Genomic DNA, 23,649 nt, shown 5'->3' on the forward strand with positions numbered 1-23,649 from the left:
TATGAATTTAAAAAAATAAGCGATACATTATAGACTCAGCTATTTTAAAGGGACTTTTATGTCTAGCACTCGTGTCGATTTTTATAAAGCATCGCCGGATGCGGTTAATGCCATGATGGGGCTTGAACGGTTTATTAAGAGTTCAGGTTTAGGTAATACCTTGTTAAATCTTGTGAAACTTCGGGCCTCCCAGATTAATGGATGCGCTTATTGTGTTGACCTGCATGCACAGGAAGCTCTCAAAGCGGGGGAAACGGAAAGACGTATCAACGCCATCGCAGTATGGCAAGAAACACCTTTTTTTGACGAACGAGAACGGGCAGCATTGGCATGGACAGAGGCTGTTACCCTACTCTCTCAAACGCATGCTCCCGATGAACTATACCAAGATGTTATAAGACATTTTTCTGAAAAAGAAGCGGTTGACTTAACCCTGGCAATTGTCACCATAAATGGCTGGAATCGTTTGGCAGTTGGTTTTCGCAAGCTTCCTAAATAGTATTAGCATCATGATTTCGCAAGGAGCGGCTTTAAAAATTGCCCCGTATAGGAGTTCTGACAACGTGCAACCTCTTCCGGCGTTCCCGTTGCAATGATTTGCCCGCCCTTGCTACCTCCTTCAGGACCCAGATCAATGATCCAATCGGCTGTTTTGATAACATCAAGATTATGCTCAATGATAATAATCGTGTTCCCTTGATCACGTAAGCGGAATAAAACACTCAATAACTGTTTAGTGTCATGGAAATGGAGGCCTGTTGTTGGTTCATCTAGAATATAAAGCGTATTGCCTGTATCTCTTTTAGATAACTCTCGAGCTAGTTTTATACGTTGCGCCTCACCGCCAGATAGCGTTGTTGCACTCTGCCCCAAGCGAATGTAAGAAAGTCCGACGTCTATTAACGTTTGGCATTTTCTCGCCAAAATAGGGATTGCATCGAAAAAAACACGTGCATCTTCAACAGTCATATCTAGAATTTCGTGAATATTTTTACCCTTATATTGAATTTCTAAAGTCTCTCTGTTGTAGCGTTTTCCTTTACAGACATCACAAGCTACATAAATATCTGGAAGAAAATGCATTTCCACTTTAATCAGACCATCTCCTTGGCATGCTTCACAACGTCCACCTCGCACATTAAAACTAAAGCGTCCGGGTTGATAACCACGTGCCCTTGCCTCGGGTGTACCTGAAAATAACTCGCGAATAGGGGTAAAAAGACCTGTATAGGTTGCAGGATTTGAACGGGGTGTTCGTCCAATTGGACTTTGATCAATATCAATCACTTTATCACAAAGTTCTAATCCCTTAATTTCCTGCAGAGCACCAGGGGTAAGAAGGCTTGCACGGTTTAATTTATTAGCCGCAATTGGATAAAGCGTATCATTAATTAAACTGGATTTCCCAGAACCAGAAACGCCGGTAACACAGGTAATCAACCCTAAAGGAATACTTACCGTAACATTGTGTAGGTTATTACACCTTACTCCAATCAAATGAAGTAAACGCTCTTTATCTACAGGAAAACGATTTTCTGGCACAGGAATCGATTGAATACCGGCTAAGTATTGACCTGTTAATGATTGTTTATTTGCCATAATTTCCTTGGGCGCTCCTTGAGCCACAATCTGCCCACCATGAATGCCAGCACCAGGACCAATATCCAACACAAAATCAGCAGCGCGAATTGCATCTTCATCGTGTTCGACCACAATGACAGTATTGCCTAGATTACGAAGATGCAACAAAGTTCTTAACAGCCTATCATTATCTCGTTGGTGTAAACCTATTGAAGGCTCATCAAGAATATACATGACCCCCACTAAACCTGAACCTATCTGACTAGCCAAGCGAATACGTTGAGCCTCTCCTCCTGATAAGGTTTCGGCGCTTCGTGTAAGCGATAAGTAATCCAGTCCCACATTAACTAAAAAGCCCAAACGCTCAACAATTTCCTTATTAATCTTGGCAGCTATTTCACCCCGGTAACCGGTTAATTGTAAATTTTTAAAAAAATCATGCGCTTGTTCGATGGGATAGGCAGTAATCTCAGGTAAATTTTTATCAGCGACAAAAACATGACGCGCTTCTTCTCTAAGCCTTGTACCCTGACAGGCTTCGCAAGGGCGTGACGAGAGGTATTTTGCTAATTCTTCCCGCACCATCGATGAATCCGATTCGCGGTAGCGTCGTTGCATATTGGGAATAACGCCTTCAAAACTATGTCTTTTTGACATAAAGCCGCCATGCGGCCGCTGATAATGAAACTCGATTACTTCTTGATCGCTACCATAGAGAATAATTTTCTGAATAGCATCTGGTAAATCACAAAATGGGGTTTCTATATCAAAATTGAAATGACGAGCTAAAGACTCTAACATGGGATAATAATAGGTTGTTTTTTTATCCCAACCCCGAATAGCACCATTGGCTAAACTTGCTGTTGCATCATGAACAACTCGCTCCGGATCAAAAAATTGATTAACCCCTAAACCATCACAAGAAGGACAAGCTCCCATCGGATTATTAAAAGAGAAGAGTCTTGGTTCTAATTCGCTTAAACTATAGCCACATTCAGAGCAGGCAAACTTCGATGAAAAAACAAGCTCGCTAAAATCATTATCTACCGCAGAAACAATTACTAACCCATCGGCGAGATTTAAAGCATTTTCAAACGACTCACTCAGACGCTGAGCTAAATCCTTGCGAACTTTAAAGCGATCAATAACCACTTCAATCGTATGTTTTTGTCGTAAACTTAGCTTCGGCGGTTCATCCAATTCGTAAATTTCACCATCAATACGCGCTCGTACATAGCCCTGTGCCTGCAATTGTTGTAGCAGTTGCACATGCTCCCCTTTACGTTCGCGAATGACAGGAGCAAGAATCATGGCTTTAGCACCCTCAGGCAAGGCTAAAACCTGATCGACCATTTGACTAATTGTTTGTGCATGGAGACTTATACCATGATTAGGGCAACGAGGTTCGCCAACCCGAGCAAATAAAAGACGTAAATAATCATAAATTTCAGTAATCGTACCTACTGTCGAGCGCGGATTATGCGAGGTTGCTTTTTGTTCAATGGATATTGCCGGAGATAAACCCTCGATAGAATCCACCTCAGGTTTTTCCATCATCGATAAAAATTGACGTGCATAGGCCGATAACGACTCAACATAACGACGTTGTCCTTCAGCATACAAGGTATCGAATGCTAAAGAGGATTTACCAGAACCTGAAAGTCCGGTAATCACAGTTAATTGATTACGAGGAATCTCAACGTCAATATTTTTTAAATTGTGCGTTTTCGCGCCGCGAATACTGATGTAGTGCATGGGCCATTTGATTCAAAAAAAACCAAATTATAGCTCTGCTATACTTTTTAAACAAACGATTCTTTAGGGACATCACCCATCATAAGGTGATAAGAGACAAGGAACTGTCATGAAGCACGATCGCTTACTCCCTTTTATTCTTTTCATCTGTTTTTTCTTACCCTCAACTCATTATGCAGATGATAAGGAGTTAAATGTCTTGTCGTGGACTCAAGAAACCCTGTTGTCTACTTTAGCTATTAGCTATAAAACCACTCCCAATGATTTTGCTCTTATGCGAAAGCGCTATACCTTGAATGCCTGGGGAGCACTAGAGACTTTTTTTAGCGACAAAATTACGGACGTAAAGAATAAGAAACTGGTTTTACATCCTCAACCCTTTACTCAGCCTATATTGATTGAGCAAGGTGTTACATCTGGTATTCAATATTGGCGAGTGAACCAGATTTTTATTATTCCTGAGTTAAATTCTACCTTAAATATTGTCGTTCTGGTGATTAAGGGAAATGATCCTCCCTATCTCATACAAAGTTTAAGTATGATAAGAAATTAATCGATAACTTTCTAAAATAAAAAGCTTATACAATTCAAGTCATCATGGAATTTGATGTTTTAAGATAATGTTTACCTAATTCGTGAAGATCGACTGAAAGTTGGAGAGAAAGATTCTTCTTAGACTCAGAGAAATAGCTATCTAGAAGTTGAAAGATTTGTTCACTCGCTTTTTGTAACACATTATCACTTCTTCCTGTCATTATTTTTATATCAAGATGAATAAAAGCATTGGCCACATGACCATTGCCAATGTAGTAAATATCGTGACAAATCGCACGACTTTTGCAACTTGCCAAATTTGTCGGTAAAGCTGACGCCAAAATAGCATGACATTGTGCGAAAAAAACACTTAGTGATTTTTTTTCACCGATATTGGAACTATATTCCAGCGTTAAATGGGGCATCCTACTCTCCAATTTTCAAGATTCTGTAAATTGATCGGCAAAAATCTTGGTACACAAAATTAAAATGATATACTCTTGCCATGTTTTTTTAACGTAAACTTAGCATGCAAGCAATACTTAATTTTTTTATCAGTATCTTTCTTACAATAGCGGTTGCCTGTGCTCACGCTGAGAGTAATTTAAAAGACTTTGAGCAAGAATTTAGTGACTCTGTTATCACCACTAAAATTACTGCTAAATTTACTAAAAATCGTAATCTGAATCCGCTAAAAATTTATGTATCGACTAAAGATGGAACCGTGACTTTAAAAGGTCATGTAAAAGATCGTCAAGCCTTTGTCGATGCATTGCGACTTGCCAAAATGACGAAGGGAGTTAAAGAAGTCGATGCGGATGAATTAATCATTAAACAAGTGAATACTGCTTTTACAGATGCCTACATTACCGCTAAAGTAGAGGCGGCTGTATTAAAGGCAAAAGTCTTTGATGATGAATCAATTCCCTTAGTCGGTATTAATGCCACAACCAGCAATGGAACTGTAACTTTATCTGGTAATCTTAAGAAAGAAAAAGCCATCAGTGCCATTATAAAAAGAGTAACGGCAATCCGTGGCGTTAAAAAAATTATTTCAAGGTTACAAGTTGACAAGGAAGCCTCATGAAAACTCTCACGCGCTTTAAGTTATTTCTCTGGTCTTTTGGACATTTTAAAGTGCCTCTGATTGGCCATTTAAGACCAAAATTAATTAAACTTGACGCGCAGGAAATTGTCGTAAAACTTCCTTTAAGTCGACGCAGCAAAAACCATCTTAACTCGATGTATTTTGGCGCCTTGGCAGTAGGTGCCGACCTTGCAGGTGGCATGCATAGTTTTTATCATGCAGAACAGGCTAATTTAAAGGTATCTGTTGCTTTTAAATCATTTCAGGCTCAATTTTTACGTCGCCCAGAAACAGATGTTTATTTTATTTGTGCTCAAGGAGAACTTGTAAAAGCAATGATTGAGGAATCAAAAGCGACAGGACAACGCGTTAATAAACCAATAGAAATTAAAGCGGTTATTCATTACTCCGACAATCCTGAAGAGGTAGCCAATTTTATTCTGGAACTCTCTGTAAAAGTTATCTAGAACAAAAAAATCAGCGCTTTGCTTTCGCGGATAACATACGCTTACAGACGGTCTTGCATTCAAAATTACCAGAATGGATTAAACTATATTTACGCCATCAATAATTAAGGAAAAAATATGTTTATTTTAAGACATATTTTGGCAGTCACATTGATTATTACTCCTTTTAGCTATGTACTCGCCCATTCTTTTGTTAATTCACGGGCTAATGATTATATTGATTCCATAAAAAAAGTGCTTAAACAATGCTATGATCAAGAAAAAGAACTCAATGCTGATTTGTCGCGATGTGTTGGCAATGCTTTAGGAAAAACGCCAAACCCATATAATTACAAAGTGCGTATAAATGCCGAATCGAAAACATCCAGTAGTCTATTATTAACACTTAGTAATACTGGAGAGGAAATAAGCTGTCTTCTTTCTATTAAGCCTACAGGTAGTGCTGACGCGCAAATTGAAGTTATAGTCTGCGATTACGATTAGGACGGGTTGACAATTTATTCTCGTCGCCTACGTGCCGCGGCTCGCGACCTCCAGAAATGATCAAGTTAAAGTTGAAGCACATTCATTGCTCTCTATTAATTAATAATCATAAATTTGCAATCATGATTAATTTATAAATAAAATGAGATTCTGATTTATAAAGAATTTAATAATGAATTTGGGCTATTGGCAACGTGCTGCCTTTTTATTTCTGCTGTTTACCTACAGTCTGTTATTTTATTTTATTTTGACCTTTCAACAAGGGATTGATTTCGCTTCCTTTTACTCAGCCTCGCAAACACTAACAATAGGGAATAACCCTTATCAGACTTTATTTGCCACTTATTTACCTGTCGCTAAAAAACTTGCAGCTAATTTAAATCCTCCAATTGTATTAATTTTATTTAATCCCTTAGTACAATTTGACTATAACACTGCCCTAACAATTTGGTGGCTGGTTTCCTTATTTTTAGGATTAATTGCTGCTCATTTTACGTTCAAACATGTTTTTTCACCGGATTTTTTAAAAAAAAATCGGGCTACTCTTTATCTTCTCTATCTATCCTTTTTTGCCACGATGATGGATACAGCTATTACACAACTCGGCGCATTACTATTCTTCTGTATTATGCTCGGCTATCATTTCTATCTTAGAAAAAACGATTATTTGGCAGGATTACTATGGGGAATAATCATCGCGATGAAACTTTTCCCAGCATTATTATTTCTTTACGCGCTGCATCAAAAACGCTATAAAGTTTTTGCATTCACGTTATTCATTACGTTGTTGCTGTCGATTTTTCCTTTATTGCTCTACGGTAAAGCTATTTATCAAGATTATTTTTCAATGATGGCTGAAGTAATGTGGTATGGCGATAGTTGGAACGCATCGCTCTATGGCTTTCTCTTTCGTGTATTTATGGACGCTAACGATAAAATGCAAAGTCATCTATGGCTTAACTTACTTTATGGCGTTTTATTTATTGTTTTTCTTTTGTGGTACTTAAAAACCCTTATTAAAACCCCAGTTATGGTTAAACAGTCTTTTGCTTTAACTTTAGCCATGATGTTATTTCTAAGCCCTTTTGGTTGGCTTTATTATTTTTCACTCTTAATTTTTTCGCTGGCATTTACTTGGAGTATTATTTTTAGTGAAGAGGGGAACAATAAGGCCAAACTATTATGGCTCATGAGTTTATTTCTACTTAATTTTCCTATGGACTATCTTTCAAGCAAAAAAATGTTAACGTTAAGTAGCAAGCTCTTTTTAAATTCATTTTATTTCTATGGATTATTCATTCATCTCTACCTTCTTGGCACTCAAAAAGCAACTCAAATGCAAAGGAAATCCCCACGCCATACAAACTTCAACTATTTACCGATTATTAGCATTATTTTTGGTTTTGGGCTTTTAGTTCCCATTCTTAGTTTTATCGGCCGACTTTTTGATATTGACTGGTCTAATTAACCTATTGAAAACAAATAATTTTTTAATTTTATACTCTAAAATGATGATTGACAAATCTCTGTTCGAGGTCTAACGTTAAACCCATAGCAGATAATTACTTTTGTTCAACTTAAGCTAACCATGATTGATTTGACCATTCATACCCAGCCAGACGATGAAACCTGTGGTCCTACCAGTTTACATGCAATTTATCGTTATTATGGGTTGAATCTGGATCTTCCTGATGTAATAAAAAATGTAGAGCGCTCGCTTTCTGGCGGCACACTGGCTCCTATGCTAGGAAAGCATGCCTTACTGAATGGGTTTCAAGTGATTCTTTACATCAATAATCTAAATATCTTTGATCCAACTTGGTTTGACTTCGAACAAGGAAAGGCTTGTCAACATTTACTGCGCATTAAATTAAATGCTCAAATGAAACATAAAAAAACCAAAGGTATTCTGCAGGCAAGCCAAGCTTATCTGGATTTTCTTGAATTAGGGGGAGAAGTACGCTTCCGGACTTTGAGTGTGCAACTACTCAAAGACTATTTTTCACAGAAGATTCCTATTTTAACAGGACTAAGTGCCACCTATCTTTACCGTAGCTCTCGTGAGCGCTATGTGAATAGCGAAGCAATTTATGATGATATTCGCGGTACCCCTTGCGGACATTTTGTTGTGTTATGTGGCTATGATGATAAAAAACGACTAGTCGTTGTTGCAGACCCACATCGAGAAAACCCAATTTCTCAAGATAATTATTATAAGGTAAGCAGTAATCGTTTAATTAACGCCATCATGGTTGGAGTCTTAACCTATGATGCCAATTTAATAATAATTCAACCAAAAGAGCGCTGAATGGAAACATTAATTGTTACGGATGATCCCTCTGGCTGGGAATTTTTAAGTCCTCTTGCCGCCATTGTCCAGGCCTCAGAGTACTTATCAAATGAAAATTACTATCAGAGCAAATCCATCCGAGTTATTAACCTTTGTCAATCTTATAATCACCAAACAATTGGCTATTATGTATCCTTACTTGCACATGCCAGAGATCATAAAGCTATTCCATCGGTACACAGCATTCAAGATGCACTTAATGCAGAATTGTCTAAATTTATTTCTCAGGATGTCGATGAAGAAATTCAACATAGTCTGAATGATATTAAAGCGGAAGAATTTGTTTTAAGCTTATATTTCGGACAAAATATGGCGAAATGCCACTCAAACCTCGCCAAAAAACTGCATGGTTTATTTCCTTTACCTTTAATGCGGTTTACTCTAGAAAAGAAAAAACAATGGCGAATCAAAACATTACACGTTTTGTCCCTAACTGAAATTCCTGAGCATCATCGGGAATTCATGCAACAAGCGGCCGAAAGTTACCTATCTAAAAAACGCTTCCATCAATGGCGTAAAAAACAACGCTTCCATGATCTGGCTATTTTAATTGATCCAGGCGAACCTAATGCGCCCTCGAATAAGAAAGCATTGGATATCTTTGCAAATACGGGGGAAGCAATGGGGTTGAATGTTGATTTCATTGAAAAATGTGACACGAAATCACTTGCTGAATATGACGCCCTGTTTATTCGAGCCACAACTTCTGTGAATCATTATACTTATCGCATGGCAAGACGTGCCGCACAAGAAAATCTAGTGGTTATCGATGACCCTCAATCAATTATCAAATGCAGTAATAAGGTATACTTGGCTGAATTGATGCGTAGTCATCAAATCTTAACTCCAGAAACAATCTTTATTAGCAAGTTTGACAAAGAAATACCTGATGTTAAATTCCCTTGTGTGCTAAAAAGACCTGATAGTGCTTTCTCTCACGGTGTTATTAAACTTGACGACAGTAAGGCACTACAAAAATCACTGACACAATTTTTTAAAATTTCTGATTTAGTTTTAATTCAACCGTTTATTCCAACTGAATACGATTGGCGTATTGGCATTCTAGATAACAAACCAATTTTTGCCTGTCGCTACTATATGGCGAAAAACCATTGGCAAATTTACAATTGGGATGCCATAAAAGATAAACGCGAAGGAGCAACAGAAACCATTCCTCTTCACGATGTTCCTGAAGCCATAATAAAAACAGCCTTAAAATGTACTCGCTTGATTGGTGATGGATTATATGGGGTTGATATAAAAAGCCAAGGTGATAAGCATTATGTAATTGAAGTCAATGATAATCCCAATATTGACTTTGGTATTGAAGATAAAATTCTAGGCGAATCCCTCTATCAACATGTCATGAGTGTATTTTTGCAACGTATTCGCAGGAAGCATGGCTATGTCTAATTACCCTATTTTTTCTGTACTTGGAATTGAAATTGAATACATGCTGGTGGATCGCCATCATTTAAACGTGCAACCACGAAGTGATCTGATTCTACAGGCCTTAGGTGGTCAACTCGCAAATGAGATAGTATTGGAAGACATTGCTATCAGTAATGAATTGGTAATGCATGTACTTGAATTAAAAAATAACGGTCCCAAACCACCCAATGCCCCAATTGCCAAGCAATTTCAACATGCCATAGAACAACTTCAGCCTATACTGAATGCTCATGACCTACAGTTGCTACCAACGGGGGCACATCCGTGGATGGATCCACTTAAAGAAACAAAACGCTGGCCGCATGGTAATCGTGATATTTATCAGCAATTTGATACTATTTTTAATTGCCAAGGTCATGGCTGGGCAAATTTACAGAGTATGCACGTTAATTTGCCTTTTGCTAATGATGAGGAATTTAGCCAGTTACACAATGCTATTCGTTTAATTTTGCCACTATTGCCGGCTTTAGCCGCTAGCACGCCCTTTCTGGATGGTAAAAAAACAGGCCTGAAGGATTCTCGTTTATATTATTACGGGAAAAATCAGCAAAGTATTCCGCTTATCAGTGGTGATATTATCCCCGAATTTATTCGCAGCGAAGCCCAATATCGCCAGGATATTTTGGCGCCAATGTATCAAGCAATTAGCGCTTTCGATCCACAGGGAATTTTGCAGTATGAATGGCTCAACTCCAGAGCAGCGATACCCAAATTTGAATACAAAGCCATTGAAATTCGTATTCTTGATTCTCAAGAATGTGTCCAGGCAGACATTGCTATCGCCTTGGCCATTCATGCTATCTTAAAATATTGGCAAAATAATTCTGCTTATTACTTAGATAATCCTTGTGAAACTCAACGCTTAAAGGGCGTGTATGATCAAGTTGTTAAGAGCGGTTTCACCGTACCCATTGACGATAGTGAATTATGTAAACAGTGGCAGCTGCCCAGACGTACAATGACCAGTCGCGATGTTTGGTCATCCCTGCTTGAAAGAGTAAGTAGCGAGCTTGATCGTGACACGCAGCGGGTATTGGAATTTATTTTAAGTCAGGGGAGTTTAAGTGAACGTCTCTTAAGTGCTTGCGGTAATGATATTCAGCAATCTACATTGCTCCATGTTTACCGACAGCTTTCCCATTGTTTATTGACTAACCAGATGTTTAATCCAGCATGAAACCTTGGGTGCTTGTTTTAAGTTGTGAACATGCTGTAAACACCGTCCCGCCAGTTTATAGAAAATATTTTCAAGGGCATGAGGAATTATTACATACTCACCGTGGAATTGATTTCGGGGCACAAGCCGTTGCTAAACACTTAAGCACCGTGTTTAATTGTGATTTTGTGCAAGCACAGGCAACTAGATTATTAATTGACTGTAATCGTCGCCTCACAAATCCCGATTGTTTTTCAGAAATTACTTCTCCTTTATCAATCACCGTGAAGCAGGCCATTATCCAGGCCTATTATGTTCCTTTTCGTGAAAAGGTAATCAACCTCATCAGCAAATATATCAAGGAAGGATATCAAGTCTGGCATTTATCCATTCATAGCTTCACTCCTATTATGAATAATCTTATTCGTAATGCAGACATCGGTTTGCTTTATGATCCCAGACGCCTTGGTGAGAGGCAGCTAGCGAAACAATGGCAGTTGCATCTTAAACAACAACATCCAGACTTGCGTATTCGACTGAATTATCCCTATCGCGGAATTACTGATGGCTTTACCAGTTTCTTGCGCATGCAATTTAATGAACATGATTATTTAGGATTTGAAGTAGAGAATAACCAAGCACTGATGGGTGATAGTCAATCTGTTAAACACATCGCCGACGTTTTAGCATCAACGCTAAAATTATTGCTTGTGCGTTAACCTAATAGAGGTGGTTGATTGTTGGCACCGTTCACGACTCACGTCATCCAGAGCGAAGCGAAGGATCCCCTGAATATGGCATAGGTATTTTACCCAAAGATAATGCCACATTCAGGGGATCCTTCGTCGTAAACTCCTCAGGATGACGCGGGTCGTGGAACGCGCCTGAAGCCATTAACGTTTTTTCTTAACACCTAATGCCGTTAAGATAGCTCGGGTCAGATCGCGAAAAATTTGCCTTATTATTTGGCGAAATAAGGTATTTTTACTTATTTGTTCTACGACAGAAGGATCAGCTTTTGCTTCTTTAGAACGGGAAGAGGCAGCGCTAGTCTTATTTTGTTTTGTCATAGCTAGCTCCGCGGCCAAAATTTCTTTCGCTGAATTTCGTTCGATGCGATGCTCATATTTAGGGAGCAATGTTGATGTTGCTATCGCCCGATTTAATTCATCTTGAGTTAAAACGCCCATTCGGGATTCAGGCGCTCTCATCCAACACTGGACTAAGGGAGTCGGCTGCCCTTTGGCATCCAAAGCACTAATCAGAGCTTCGCCAATCCCTAAAGCAGTGAGTAATTGTTCCGTATCATAATAAGTTGATGGTGGAAAATTCTGCGAAACCAATTTCATCGCCTTTCTATCTTTAGCCGTAAATGCTCTTAAGGCATGTTGTATTTTTAATCCTAATTGGCTTAAAACTGCATCGGGTACATCATTGGGTGTCTGGGTACAAAAAATCAAACCAATCCCTTTTGAGCGAATTAACTTGACCATTGTTTCTAACAAATCGAGTAATGCTTTGCTGGCATTATTGAAAATGAGATGAGCCTCGTCAATAAAAAAGACTAACTTCGGTTTGAGGGGATCGCCTAATTCTGGCATTAAGCGATATACATCGGAAAGCAGTTTCAGCATAAACGTCGAAAACAGCTTAGGCTTATCTTGCATATCGTTAAGACGCAGAATAGAGATAATCCCCATACCTTCAGCATTGGTGCGCACTAAATCCATAACATTAAAAGCAGGTTCACCAAAAAACTGACCGCCTCCTTGTGCCTCAAGCTCAATAATTTTACGAACAATGGTTCCCACCGAAGCCGTTGCAATACCACCAAATTGTCTCTCAATTTCATTCTTTCCCGCATCAGTTTGTACAAACTGTAATAAGGCTTTAATGTCTGCCAAATCAATTAAAGGCAAATTTTTCGCTTTCGCGTATTCAAAAAGTACCGTAATAACACCTGCTTGAGTTTCATTAACATCCAGCATGCGTGAAAAAAGAAGCGGACCAAAATCACTCACGGTTGAACGCAGAGGAACGCCTTCACGAGCATCATTTAAGGTAAGCATTTCTACAGGAAAAGCTCGCGGAGTATAATCTAAATTTAATGACTGACTACGCGCTATTAATGCCTCAGTCGCCTCCCCAGGCATCGCTAATCCAGAAACATCGCCCTTAATATCCATAACAAAACTTGGCACCCCAGCCAAAGATAATTGCTCACTTAAAACTTGCATGGTTTTAGTTTTACCACTTCCTGTCGCACCAGCAATTAGACCATGGCGATTAAGTGCCTTAAGAACGAGATTAATAGGAGCATTAGGGATTAAATGCTCATTCACTAAAATGCCTCCCAATTGTAACGTGGGAAGCTCAGTAGCTTGGTAAGGGGTAATTAAATCTTCATACATGAGGGTAACATCCGTGTTAGAAGGATAATCAATTATACTGGGTCTGGGATGAGTTTTCATCCGAAACAGGTTGGTACGCCTTAGCAATTTCAATCACGTCAGCTTTATTATAATGTCTTCCATGCAGCTCTAATTTACTCCATGGCGAATTTTCAATCTTTGTTAACTTGTCAAGAAGGAAAGATGAAAAAGAATGGGCGTGATAACCCGTTTTTTCCTTTGTTAGAAACTCATTTACACTATTAACGCAAAGATCTAGCTTGAGAGCAGAAATAGTTTCATACTCATTAATGTCCTTGACCGCTTGTCTTAGATCGGAAGCATTCTTCTGCCCAGAGGCCCAATGCCGCGCCCAGGTAAAAAAGCCATTAGAACCACGAGTATTGTCTCTTTGTCCTTTGTTATACCAATTTGCATAATTTTCTTGTGCTTGATTTACAGCGGCAACAATTTCCTTTAAAAGTTTTTGATTGGAATCTTCAGCAACATCATGTGCTTGCTTATCAATTGGCTCATCTTCCCCAAGAAATTCCTCCTCATAGGAATCAAAAGTAGTAGATCCACGATTTGCATGCATAGCCAGCAATTCATCTTGTGTTAACTCATCTGCCGTAAAGCCCACTTCACCCCACTCATTAAACGATTCCTCCAGAGCTAATGCTAACTGTTCTTCTTCAGTGAGCTCGTCAAGCACGTGGGTATCCTGTCGGGATTGGGAAGTTTGCTGTTGTTCAGGAATTTTTACACGTGGCAACGTCAGGCTATCAAAATCGATATCAACAATATCAAATTTTTTTGCGACCGCATTACCAAGCTCTTTGACAAATGCTAAAAAATAATCTCTCTTTGCCTGCTCTAGAATACGAGTGACTACTTCTTGTCCCTTTGGAAATGAGTCATTTAGCTGAAAGAATGTTTTGGAAGCCGCAGCAATAAGCTTATTCTCATCCACTGGTTTCTCTACAAGCACCTTAAGATGATTAAGAAATTCACGTCCTGTTTGACTAGAATCCCAGAGCTCATTCAAGACTTGTTGTAATTCATTATTAAGATCATCCTGTATGGTTGCCTTATCCAGCTCGGCACTAGTAGCATAATTTTCATACTCAGGGTTAAGTCGTTTGAGCGCTTCGACGAGTTCTGAGGCAAACAAAGGCTGTTTCTCACCAACCTGTTTTCCAACCTGATTTTCCACTGCGTTACTGGTTTTGCGAAATTCCTGCCATTTTGCCTGTTCTTTCTCGATTAACTCTTGGCGTTGTGCCTTCTCTCTTTCTATTAATTCTTGACGTTTTTCTGGTGTTAACGGCAGTTCAGCATAGGGTACAGGTATAGCATCAGATTTTTTATAGCCAGGGAAGGGATCGAATTTTTCCTTCTCTTGATGATGGCGTTGCCAGTTTTTAGTAGCAAGATTTAACTGATCTATCCAGATTACACCAAAACTCTCACGTCCCTCTGTACGATACAGATTATTATTTTTGAGAGTAAACGTCGTCGCTTCTGGTTTGTCGGTGCCATCGTAATAGACTGTCCAGGGTCCTTCTTCGCCATCAAGCGTATGCCAGGCTGTCGTAGTTTTAGAAACGCCATCACGAAGTGATACTTGGGCTACGGGAGGTTTATTTTCTTCTCCGACAAATTGAATCCAACCATCAAGGTCGTTGCTCCAAAAAGGGCCTATTACATATTTATCTGGTGAAACCTGCTTCTGTGTAGTGGATTTATCCACCGTAGCTTGTTCACCCTCTCCTCCCGAATGTTTAGCTGTTGTCGTCTCCTTTACATCTGACTTTTCGCCTTTTGCTTGGTGCATTTCAGGTGGTAATGGCAACTTGTCCAAAGGAGTGGGTATGACGGATGACTTCTTATAGTCAGGGAAAGGATTAAATTGATTAACATTCTGTGGGTACCAGGAATCTTGGATGGCGGTTTTTTTATGAGCGATTAAGCCCGTGTATTTACCAACATCCCCTGTGGTTTTATAAAGAGTATCGTTTTGTAGTGAAAAAGTTGTTGGGTTACTATCTTCTTCACCCTCAACATAATAGACAGTCCACGTTCCTTCTGGTTTCTCTAATGCAACCCAGTCTTCTAGCTTGGTGTCAATAGCACTCACCAGTGCTATTTGGGGAACAAATTTATTACCCTCTATTACAAAACGAAGCCAACCGTTCAGTTCTTGAGACCAAAAAGGACCTATACTCATTTTTAAGCTACCTGCTAATCGACTTATAAAAAAATGATAGCATGTAAAGCTTAAGTCTAAATTAAGGCTATATTTGGCAATCCGGGCAAAGTCCGTAAATGTTCAAAGCGTGATCCGTCATTTTAAAATTAGCTTTTTGAGCAATCATTTGTTGACGCTGTTCGATTATTTCATCAATAAATTCTTCTACTTTGCCACATTTTACGCAAACCAAATGATCATGATGTTCACCTTGACTTAATTCGAATACAGAATGCCCCCCCTCAAAATTGTGACGGTTAACCAGGCCTGCCGCTTCAAATTGAGTTAGGACACGATAAACGGTGGCTAAGCCCACATCTTCTCCCATTTCCAATAGCGCCTTATACACCCCTTCGGCACTTAAATGATGATGGCGGGATTGTTCCAATATTTGCAAAACCTTTAATCTCGGCATTGTTATTTTGAGTCCTGCGTCTTTTAATTGTTGACTCTCTTCCACTAAGCGCTCCTTGTAGCTATGTTTCTACTCTAGGGCAAATTAAACCAATTTAAGTCAATTATGGGCTGTAATACCTTATAATTTTGTCATTGCCGAGAAAAGCGGGAATCCATCCTGTACAAGCTATAATGCGTCTTGCTCCTGCAGGATAGAGTTCGCTGCCTTCGCGGGAATAACTCAAAATTTGCCTCGATAGTCAAGAAATGATGTTGCCCTGTTTGCTATTCTAATTCAGGTGTCTTTCTACGGCTGACATGATATTATGGCGAACTTTTTCAGAACAGGCAAAAAAAATGCGAATTAGAACCATTCTCATTAGTTTTACTATTATATTGTCATTCGCCTTAACTAGTTGCATTTCTTATGATCTGTCAAGACGTCTCGTGCAACAAGGCAATTTATTACCGCAATCAAAAATTGAACGTTTACGGATTGGAATGAGCAAACAAGATGCGGCGATTTTAATGGGTACAAGTTTATTAAGTCCCACCTTTAATAATGATCGCTGGGATTATGCTTATACTTGGCGTAAAGGCGGGAGGCCACTTATTATTCGTAACCTAAGTCTGTACTTTGCACACGGTAAGCTTGTTCGTATAGAACATAAGCCTTAGTAAATGACATAAATATTGAAATTGATGTGTCGTTTTTACAGGAAAAAAGCGACACATCGACCTTAATCAAACCTCGATTGCAATTATTTTTCTTTGGTTTTTGCGCGTTGCCTTCTCTTTTCTTTGGGATCTAGCGCAAGCGGTCTGTATATTTCAATGCGATCACCAGATTTTAAAATCGTATCCCGTGATTTAATTTTTGCAAAAATCCCCACGGAATAATCCTTAATTTCTGGATTAGTGATTAATAAATTGGATTCAACCAAAGCATCTGCAATCGTTGCACCTGATTTTAGAGATAATTTTAAATGCACCGTTGATTTATCTGATTTAATGTAGATTATTTCAACGTTTACCATAAAGAGCCTCAGCACGTTCACAAAAGGCGTCGACCATTTTCTCTGTAACCTGTTCAAAAACCGGCCCTAAAAGCGTTGCAAACATCCAGCCCGAAAATTCAAACTCCAAGTCAAAAGAAATTTTACACCCTTCAGGCACCTCGTCAAAACGCCAAAACCCTTCTAAATGTTTAAAAGGACCATCAACCAAGCGAATTTCTATCATTTTATTTGTTTGTAGACGGTTGCGAGTCGTAAATGATTTACTCATCCCAGCCGCAGCAATTACCAACGTCGCTTGTACTTCATCTTCATCTCGATGATGTACCAGACTTTGGGAGCAATAGGGTAAAAATTGCGAATACTCTTCAACATTATTGACTAAGCCAAACATTTGTTCACAAGTAAACGGAACTATGCGTGCTTTTTTTACAATTGCCATCAGATTACCCCTTCACTATCTTAGTAAACCATGTTGAGAGATCATTAATTTCTTCAACACAAATCGCATGTTCCATTGGATAATCTTGTTGCGTTAAATTGTGATAGCCTTTTTCTGCAAGCCAATCAATAGTTAATTTGCTCCAGGCTGGCAAAACAAGCGGATCATAAATGCCGAATCCAAGAAACATCGGTGTGCTCGTGGGTTGCACTGGCTTGCATTCCAATGCTAACGGCAAATAAGCAGATAGCGCGATGACACCAGCTAAGGGAAATTTTATGTTCAAGGCGGTATGCAACGCCATCGCCCCTCCCTGAGAAAAACCGGCCAAAAATATTTTTTCGGAGGGCATTCCCTGTTCTATTTGTGTATGTATAACCTTAAGAATTTTCTCTTCTGAATCCAAAATGCCTTGACGATCTTCTCTATTCGTAAATTTTAAATCAAAAATATCGTACCACGCACGCATAGACATGCCATTGTTAATAGTCACAGAGCGCACAGGGGCATCAAGAAAGACATGACGCACTGAAGCTCCGCCCAGCTTTAATTGGCCCGCAAGACCTGACATATCAGAAGCATCCGCACCTAAACCATGCATCCAAATCACACAAGCTTGTGCCTGTTGTTGCGGTTCTTTAATGTAAGCGTTTAGCACCTTATCTCCAGCAAAAAAGTCAAATTATCACTAAAGCGTCAAACGATAGCAAGGTCGGCTTATTTAAATCATAATTCTTGCAAAACCTACCCCGGCATCCATAAATAGTTTTTTATTTTAGGATGCCTTCAAGAAAACCATCTTTTTCGCGCAAAGTGTCTGTGGTATAATCAATAAGATTAACTCTTAGCTTTTACTAACACTAATGTCAAAACCCATTCGTACATTTCTTTCTGGCTTGGCCAAAAAACCTGCTGATTACCAACTCACCGCCAATGATTGGTCGCAAATAATTTTTCTATATCAACAAGGCACAGAAGAAAACCAGGATTATCTTGTGCAAGGCTTGTCTCAGCAAATTTTTGTTACAGCGACGGAAATCCATGAATGTATTATCACTTCTGCAACTATAGACGTTATTAATCAAAAGCAAGCTGATGCACAAAATGAAGTGCTCAACAATTTTTCTGCACGTTGCCAGCGTATTTTTCCTCAAATCGGGCAAATTAACCTAAACCGTAGCGAATGGCTTGAATTAGCACGTCGTTTTAATAGACAAGGTATTAGTCGTATAACAAGTGCCTTTCTCTTTACTCATTTAGCTGTGATTAAACATTGTGATTACAGTGACTTAGTAAACCAGACTGACACCAGGCCTTCTCGCACAGCAAAAAGGGCCGCCTTACCTAAAGACCCGCCTACCACAAAACGTCGAAAATACCGCGAAACATTCGATGATAATACACCGAACACTTTAATTATCTCTGATGAGTCTGATCCCAAATTACATTCACCACTTAAGGAAAAAGGAGTAAGAGTCACCACATTAACTCCGGCAACTCCCGAAAAAGAATACAGCCATGTATGTCGCACACCTGGAAAACATAAAGTCCGCAAAATCTTCTCACATGAGGTTAATGGCTCCGTTACGAGCTTTTTTAAGCCTAAAACGCCTTCACCGCAGAAAATTGAGGTAAAGGGCAATGAGAAACATATTAGAAAAAAAATGCCCAAACTTGTGTTTGTGCGTCACGAGGAGCCCATTTATTTTCAGGCCACCCTCGAGAAACTGGAACAACGCAAAAGTTCTCACCGCCGGGTTGGACAAAACCAATTAACCGGCGCGAGCTGTCAATCCGTGTTTGCAGCTTGCAACGAAAATATTGTTGTGACTAGCCGCGGTAGTAAATACCATTGGTCTCATCTCATTGCTTTTTTTCTAGGGGGCGAGCAAAGTATAGAAAACCTCGTTCCAGCCACCGCAGCTTCAAATTACAATATTCTAGAGGCTGTCGAGCAATTTATTGCTAAAAAATTAACTGAAAACAATGTGGATTTCATTGAGATCAAGGTAGAACCTACTTATGTAGACAGAACCAATATTCCTGGTCAATTAGTATTTACTTTAGATTGGCAAGAGGCAGGGAAAAATCATACCGAAATAATGTATATTAATCCTCGCTCTCATGAAAGAATCACCAGGCCTATGCTTAAAACCTTCGACTTTATTAGAACAGTCAGCTTTGCTGAGGATGAAGAGCCTGAAGACGATATGAATATTACACGCGCATCCTCCCCTTACATATTCTAGGCGTATTAATTCTATATGCCCCCAAAGATCTTTAATTTGCGGGGCATTAAAAAAATTTATTTTACCTCATGGCCACTAACTGAAAGCGAGCATCGTCCTGGCAGGTAGCAATTTTTTTGATAGCGGTTTTCAAGCAGATTACATATACTTAATAATTTGCGACAAACCATTAGTATATGCGTATCTTCATTATAATATGTATGACTGTATTGACTTTATCAGCTTGCGGACAAAAAGGACCTCTTTATTTGCCACAACCTGAACAACAGCAACAACATCCAAATACAGCAAATAAATGAGTTGGAAATGACTATCCGATTTACAAAAATGCATGGGTTAGGCAATGATTTTATCGTTATCGATGCTGTCCGCCAGTCCCTGAATTTACAGCCCACCCAAATTATTGAGCTAGCTAAACGGGATACGGGTATTGGCTTTGATCAGTGCCTGGTTGTCGAACCCAGCCATGAGGAAAACATTGATTTTTTTTATCGTATTTTTAATGCTGATGGTCACGAAGTAGGACAATGTGGCAATGGTGCTCGTTGCCTTGCCCGTTTTGTTTTTCATTATGGCTTAACAGATAAGAAATTGATTTCTGTGGCTACCTGTACGACTAAAATGCAACTAAAAATCAATGCCGATGAGACTGTGACAGTCGATATGGGTTTACCTAAACTCAATCCCAACGATATTCCTTTGCACGCTGAAAATCGTGCCACGTTTTACGCATTACCATTGAAAAATGGATCTTCACACATGGTGCACGCTATTAGTGTCGGCAATCCCCATGCCATTACGGTTGTTAACGAACTTAATACCATTGATATTGCTAACCTTGGTAAACAAATTAGTGAGCATGAATTATTTCCTGAGCAAACCAATGCGGGCTTTATGCAGATAATTGATAAAACGCATATAAGTCTGCGAGTTTATGAGCGCGGTTGTGGAGAAACGAGAGCATGCGGCAGCGGTGCTGTAGCAGCAGCAGCCATTGGTCGCCTTTATCACCAGCTTGAATCAAGCATCCGTGTTAATTTACCGGGTGGCAACTTGATCGTTGAATGGCCGGACGTCACTGGCTCAATTTACTTAAAAGGTCCCGCAACATTTGTCTATGAGGGAGTTTTAATGCCATGAGAATAGTCATTCTAGGCGCAGGCCAAGTAGGCGGCACTCTGGCACGTAATCTCGCTCGGGAAGACAATGACATTACTTTAGTTGATTTAAACGAAGACCGTTTAAAAGAATTGCAACATCGACTTGATATTCGCACGATCTATGGTTCCGCAGCGCATCCTAATATTTTGATCGAAGCAGGAATTGAACAGGCAGATATGCTCATTGCAGTCACCAACAGTGACGAAATTAATATGATGGGCTGTCAGATTGCGTACAGTTTATTTCGTACGCCAACAAAGATTGCCAGAATTCGCTCCCCCGACTACTATGAATACCCACAATTATTCTGTAATGACCATGTTCCCGTTGATGTTTGTATTAGTCCAGAAAAGTTAGTTACTGAACACATTGAAAACCTCATTGATTATCCTGGCGTAACTCAATTACTTGAATTTGCAGAGGGACAGGCGTTACTTGCAACCATTAAGCCACAACCTGGTGGTGTCATGGTTGGCCAAACTATTCAACAACTTTATGAATACCTGAATCCTATCGAAGCTCGAGTTGTTGCTATTTTTCGCGATAAAACTGCCATTGAACCTAATGAACATTGTGAAATCATGATTGGTGATGCCGTTCTTTTTATTGCATCGCCTCAGGCTATCCAACAGGTATTAATTGCCCTGGGACGTTATACACATCCAAACCGCCGTATTATGATTGCCGGCGGCGGTCATATTGGTTCTAAACTAGCTCAAACGCTTGAAACCAAATATCGTATCAAAGTAATCGACCGTAATTTGTCACGAGCGAGCGACCTTGCTGCGCAATTACACAAGGGCACCGTGTTACAAGGTGATATTGCTGATCGCGATCTACTCCTCAATGAAAATATTGAATTTACCGATGTTTTTTGTGCCGTCACCAATGATGACGAAGCCAATATTATGTCTTGTCTGCAAGCAAAACGCTTAGGCGCTCGACACGCAATTGCACTGGTTAATCGCAATGCCTACGTAGAGTTAATTGAGGACAGCACCATTGATCATGCAATTTCTCCGCAATTAATTACTATTGGAAGCATTTTAACCAAACTACGCCGCGGAAATATGGTAAGAGTTCATCGCTTACAAAATGATGAAGCAGAAGCCATTGAATTAATCACACATGGTGATAAGCTCACCTCACAAGTTGTTGGGCGGCCGTTATCACAAATTGAATTACCTCCAAGTAGTTTTATAACGGCTGTAATGAGAGAAGAAAAATTACTTATGCCACACCCGAATCTAGTGATTGAATCTGGGGATCATGTAATATTGCTACTACTAAAACGGCGCTACGTTCGTCAAATTGAATCGCTATTCCAAGTCAGCTTGACTTTTATGAGCTAAGCCATGCAAATCAAGACTATCCTACGTCTTTTAGGTCTACTTTTAATGATGTTTAGCGTGAGCATGCTGACTCCGCTTATTATCAATGTAATTTTTCATGAGCAATTTTGGCTTCCTTTTGTTGCAGCCTTTAGCTGTACTTTTACGACCGGGGCCATATTGTGGCTTAGCTTTAGAAAACAACATCATGAACTTAAGATTCGTGATGGCTTTCTTATTGTTGTTCTCTTTTGGTTTGTTCTGTGCTTTTATGCATCTTTACCTTTTATTTTTGCCATCAAACATCACAATCACAGTATGACCGATGCATTATTTGAATCGGTATCGGGATTCACGACTACTGGTGCGAGCATTATCAGGCATATCGAGGGACTGCCGCACGCGGTGTTATTTTATCGTCAACAGTTGCAGTTTTTAGGCGGGATGGGAATTGTTGTCCTGGCCGTGGCTATTTTACCAATGTTAGGCGTCGGGGGAATGCAGCTTTTTAGAGCCGAAACGCCAGGCCCTATGAAGGATAGCAAGTTGACCCCGCGTATTGCTCAAACAGCAAAAGCGCTGTGGTCACTTTATTTGTTGTTAACACTACTTTGTGGAGTTTGTTATTGGGCTGCAGGCATGGATTGGTTCGATGCCTTGGGAGAAAGTTTTGCGACAGTTTCAACGGGTGGCTTTTCCATGCATGATACAAGCTTTGCCTACTATCATAGCGATACGATTGAATTGATTGCCTGTTTTTTTATGCTCTTAGGAGGGACCAATTTTGCCTTGCATTTTTTAGCATTCAAAAAAAGAAGTTTAATTCATTATTGGCATGATGAAGAATTTCGTTTTTATTTAGCTTTTCTCTTTGGAGCTAGTTTACTGATTACGATCAGCTTAATTATTTATGGTTTTTTTGAAGCGAACCATCATGCATTGATTAAAAGCTTATTTAATGTTATTTCATTAGCCACAACAACAGGATTTATGTCAGCGCCTTTTAGTACCTGGCCGACCTATGTTCCTGTCCTGCTTATGTTATTAGCTATCATTGGTGGATGTGCTGCATCAACAAGTGGTGGGGTAAAAGTTATTCGCGCACTTCTAATTTATAAACAAAGCAAGCGCGAAATGGTGCGCTTACTTCATCCGCATGCTCTAATACCTATTAAATTTGGTAAGCATAGTTTGTCAGAGCCTGTTTTAGAATCCATGTGGGGTTTTCTTTCGGTGTTCATTGCTCTGTTTCTAAGTTTAATGATTTTGTTTATGGCCTTTGGCAATGATTTTATTACTTCTTTTTCTGCAATTAGTGCTTCTCTTGCTAATGCTGGTGCCGGCCTTGGAACTATCAGTGAAAATTTTGCTGATCTTAATCAAGCTAGTAAATGGCTATTAATTTTTTCAATGTTAGCCGGCAGATTGGAAATATTTTCTCTACTCATTCTTCTTTCACCTCATTTTTGGCAAAAATAACACAGATATTGAAATTTTTTTTCAAGTCGTTATGCTGAAATATCCAGAGATTTGGATTCATCTCACTTA

At 39.4% G+C, this 23,649-nt stretch carries 23 protein-coding genes and 1 pseudogene; 16 read left to right on the forward strand and 8 right to left on the reverse strand.

All coding sequences use genetic code 11. From position 1 onward, the window contains the following. Nucleotides 1–58 precede the first annotated feature (58 nt). Entirely contained in the window at nt 59–499 is a 441-nt protein-coding gene (locus PXX05_RS11670) for a carboxymuconolactone decarboxylase family protein (RefSeq protein ID WP_275088384.1), read from the forward strand. A gap of 8 nt (nt 500–507) precedes the next feature. On the opposite strand, the gene uvrA is transcribed toward PXX05_RS11670, so the two are convergent. After that, entirely contained in the window at nt 508–3,336 is a 2,829-nt protein-coding gene (gene uvrA / locus PXX05_RS11675; RefSeq protein ID WP_275088385.1) for an excinuclease ABC subunit UvrA, read from the reverse strand. 109 nt (nt 3,337–3,445) lie between these two features. Here uvrA and PXX05_RS11680 point away from each other — a divergent pair, with 109 nt between their 5' ends. Continuing rightward, nucleotides 3,446–3,889: a hypothetical protein gene (locus PXX05_RS11680; RefSeq protein ID WP_275088386.1), complete on the forward strand. Its 444-nt coding sequence runs from the start codon at nt 3,446–3,448 to the stop codon at nt 3,887–3,889. A 34-nt stretch (nt 3,890–3,923) separates the two neighbouring features. Here PXX05_RS11680 and PXX05_RS11685 read toward each other — a convergent pair whose 3' ends face one another. Further along, nucleotides 3,924–4,295, reverse strand: coding sequence for a 5-carboxymethyl-2-hydroxymuconate Delta-isomerase (locus PXX05_RS11685; protein WP_275088387.1), 372 nt, complete (start codon nt 4,293–4,295; stop codon nt 3,924–3,926). Nucleotides 4,296–4,399: 104 nt separating this feature from the next. Between PXX05_RS11685 and PXX05_RS11690 the strand changes: the two genes are divergently transcribed. The 8 genes from PXX05_RS11690 (at nt 4,400) to PXX05_RS11725 (ending at nt 11,584) form a co-directional block, all read left to right on the forward strand. Then, on the forward strand, nt 4,400–4,957 hold the full coding sequence (locus PXX05_RS11690) for a BON domain-containing protein (RefSeq protein ID WP_275088388.1): 558 nt from the start codon (nt 4,400–4,402) through the stop codon (nt 4,955–4,957). Next, on the forward strand, nt 4,954–5,424 hold the full coding sequence (locus tag PXX05_RS11695) for a PaaI family thioesterase (RefSeq protein ID WP_275088389.1): 471 nt from the start codon (nt 4,954–4,956) through the stop codon (nt 5,422–5,424). The genes PXX05_RS11690 and PXX05_RS11695 overlap by 4 nt, the downstream gene beginning before the upstream one ends. A gap of 117 nt (nt 5,425–5,541) precedes the next feature. Next, nucleotides 5,542–5,907 carry a hypothetical protein gene (locus PXX05_RS11700; protein ID WP_275088390.1) on the forward strand — a complete coding sequence of 122 codons (366 nt, stop codon included), beginning with the start codon at nt 5,542–5,544 and terminating at the stop codon, nt 5,905–5,907. A gap of 172 nt (nt 5,908–6,079) precedes the next feature. Then, nucleotides 6,080–7,375: a glycosyltransferase family 87 protein gene (locus PXX05_RS11705; protein WP_275088391.1), complete on the forward strand. Its 1,296-nt coding sequence runs from the start codon at nt 6,080–6,082 to the stop codon at nt 7,373–7,375. Between the two features lie 120 nt (nt 7,376–7,495). Beyond that, complete coding sequence (locus PXX05_RS11710; protein WP_275088392.1) at nt 7,496–8,215, forward strand: C39 family peptidase; 720 nt, start codon at nt 7,496–7,498, stop codon at nt 8,213–8,215. Further along, the gene (locus PXX05_RS11715) at nt 8,216–9,670 is read left to right on the forward strand and encodes a RimK family protein (RefSeq protein WP_275088393.1); all 1,455 of its coding nucleotides are present in this window, start codon (nt 8,216–8,218) and stop codon (nt 9,668–9,670) included. Continuing rightward, complete coding sequence (locus PXX05_RS11720) at nt 9,663–10,886, forward strand: glutamate-cysteine ligase family protein (protein ID WP_275088394.1); 1,224 nt, start codon at nt 9,663–9,665, stop codon at nt 10,884–10,886. The genes PXX05_RS11715 and PXX05_RS11720 overlap by 8 nt, the downstream gene beginning before the upstream one ends. After that, complete coding sequence (locus tag PXX05_RS11725) at nt 10,883–11,584, forward strand: N-formylglutamate amidohydrolase (RefSeq protein WP_275088395.1); 702 nt, start codon at nt 10,883–10,885, stop codon at nt 11,582–11,584. Before PXX05_RS11720 ends, PXX05_RS11725 begins: the two co-directional genes overlap by 4 nt. A 174-nt stretch (nt 11,585–11,758) precedes the next feature. Here PXX05_RS11725 and PXX05_RS11730 read toward each other — a convergent pair whose 3' ends face one another. The 3 genes from PXX05_RS11730 to fur form a co-directional block, all read right to left on the reverse strand. Further along, on the reverse strand, nt 11,759–13,276 hold the full coding sequence (locus PXX05_RS11730) for a helicase HerA-like domain-containing protein (protein ID WP_275090507.1): 1,518 nt from the start codon (nt 13,274–13,276) through the stop codon (nt 11,759–11,761). A gap of 28 nt (nt 13,277–13,304) precedes the next feature. Continuing rightward, nucleotides 13,305–15,485 (reverse strand): hypothetical protein, encoded by a 2,181-nt coding sequence (locus PXX05_RS11735; protein ID WP_275088397.1) that lies wholly within the window; start codon nt 15,483–15,485, stop codon nt 13,305–13,307. Between the two features lie 67 nt (nt 15,486–15,552). Next, complete coding sequence (gene fur, locus PXX05_RS11740; protein ID WP_275088398.1) at nt 15,553–15,966, reverse strand: ferric iron uptake transcriptional regulator; 414 nt, start codon at nt 15,964–15,966, stop codon at nt 15,553–15,555. Between the two features lie 262 nt (nt 15,967–16,228). On the opposite strand from fur, the pseudogene PXX05_RS11745 reads away from it, so the two are divergent. Next, a pseudogene (locus tag PXX05_RS11745) lies at nt 16,229–16,580 on the forward strand (outer membrane protein assembly factor BamE). An 83-nt stretch (nt 16,581–16,663) separates the two neighbouring features. On the opposite strand, the gene PXX05_RS11750 reads toward PXX05_RS11745, so the two are convergent. From PXX05_RS11750 to PXX05_RS11760, 3 genes are read right to left on the reverse strand one after another with little or no spacing between them, the layout of a single operon-like run. Then, nucleotides 16,664–16,894, reverse strand: a complete 231-nt coding sequence (locus tag PXX05_RS11750) for an RnfH family protein (protein ID WP_338034419.1) — start codon at nt 16,892–16,894, stop codon at nt 16,664–16,666. 31 nt (nt 16,895–16,925) lie between these two features. Continuing rightward, the gene (locus tag PXX05_RS11755; protein WP_275088401.1) at nt 16,926–17,360 is read right to left on the reverse strand and encodes a type II toxin-antitoxin system RatA family toxin; all 435 of its coding nucleotides are present in this window, start codon (nt 17,358–17,360) and stop codon (nt 16,926–16,928) included. A gap of 4 nt (nt 17,361–17,364) precedes the next feature. Next, nucleotides 17,365–18,003: an alpha/beta hydrolase gene (locus PXX05_RS11760; protein WP_275090508.1), complete on the reverse strand. Its 639-nt coding sequence runs from the start codon at nt 18,001–18,003 to the stop codon at nt 17,365–17,367. A gap of 220 nt (nt 18,004–18,223) precedes the next feature. On the opposite strand from PXX05_RS11760, the gene PXX05_RS11765 reads away from it, so the two are divergent. From PXX05_RS11765 to PXX05_RS11785, 5 genes are all read left to right on the forward strand, one after another. Further along, a complete protein-coding gene (locus PXX05_RS11765; RefSeq protein ID WP_275088402.1) occupies nt 18,224–19,609 on the forward strand; it encodes a DNA/RNA non-specific endonuclease in 1,386 nt (461 codons plus the stop codon). Between the two features lie 176 nt (nt 19,610–19,785). Further along, entirely contained in the window at nt 19,786–19,908 is a 123-nt protein-coding gene (gene lptM / locus PXX05_RS11770) for an LPS translocon maturation chaperone LptM (RefSeq protein WP_420844590.1), read from the forward strand. A gap of 7 nt (nt 19,909–19,915) precedes the next feature. Then, nucleotides 19,916–20,749, forward strand: a complete 834-nt coding sequence (gene dapF / locus PXX05_RS11775; protein ID WP_275088404.1) for a diaminopimelate epimerase — start codon at nt 19,916–19,918, stop codon at nt 20,747–20,749. Continuing rightward, entirely contained in the window at nt 20,746–22,122 is a 1,377-nt protein-coding gene (gene trkA, locus PXX05_RS11780; protein ID WP_275088405.1) for a Trk system potassium transporter TrkA, read from the forward strand. The genes dapF and trkA overlap by 4 nt, the downstream gene beginning before the upstream one ends. Nucleotides 22,123–22,125: 3 nt before the next feature. Further along, nucleotides 22,126–23,580: a TrkH family potassium uptake protein gene (locus PXX05_RS11785; protein WP_275088406.1), complete on the forward strand. Its 1,455-nt coding sequence runs from the start codon at nt 22,126–22,128 to the stop codon at nt 23,578–23,580. The last annotated feature ends 69 nt before the right edge of the window (nt 23,581–23,649 follow it).

Origin of the sequence: Legionella cardiaca (genome assembly GCF_029026145.1) — a bacterium.
Classification (GTDB): Bacteria; Pseudomonadota; Gammaproteobacteria; order Legionellales; family Legionellaceae; genus Tatlockia; species Tatlockia cardiaca.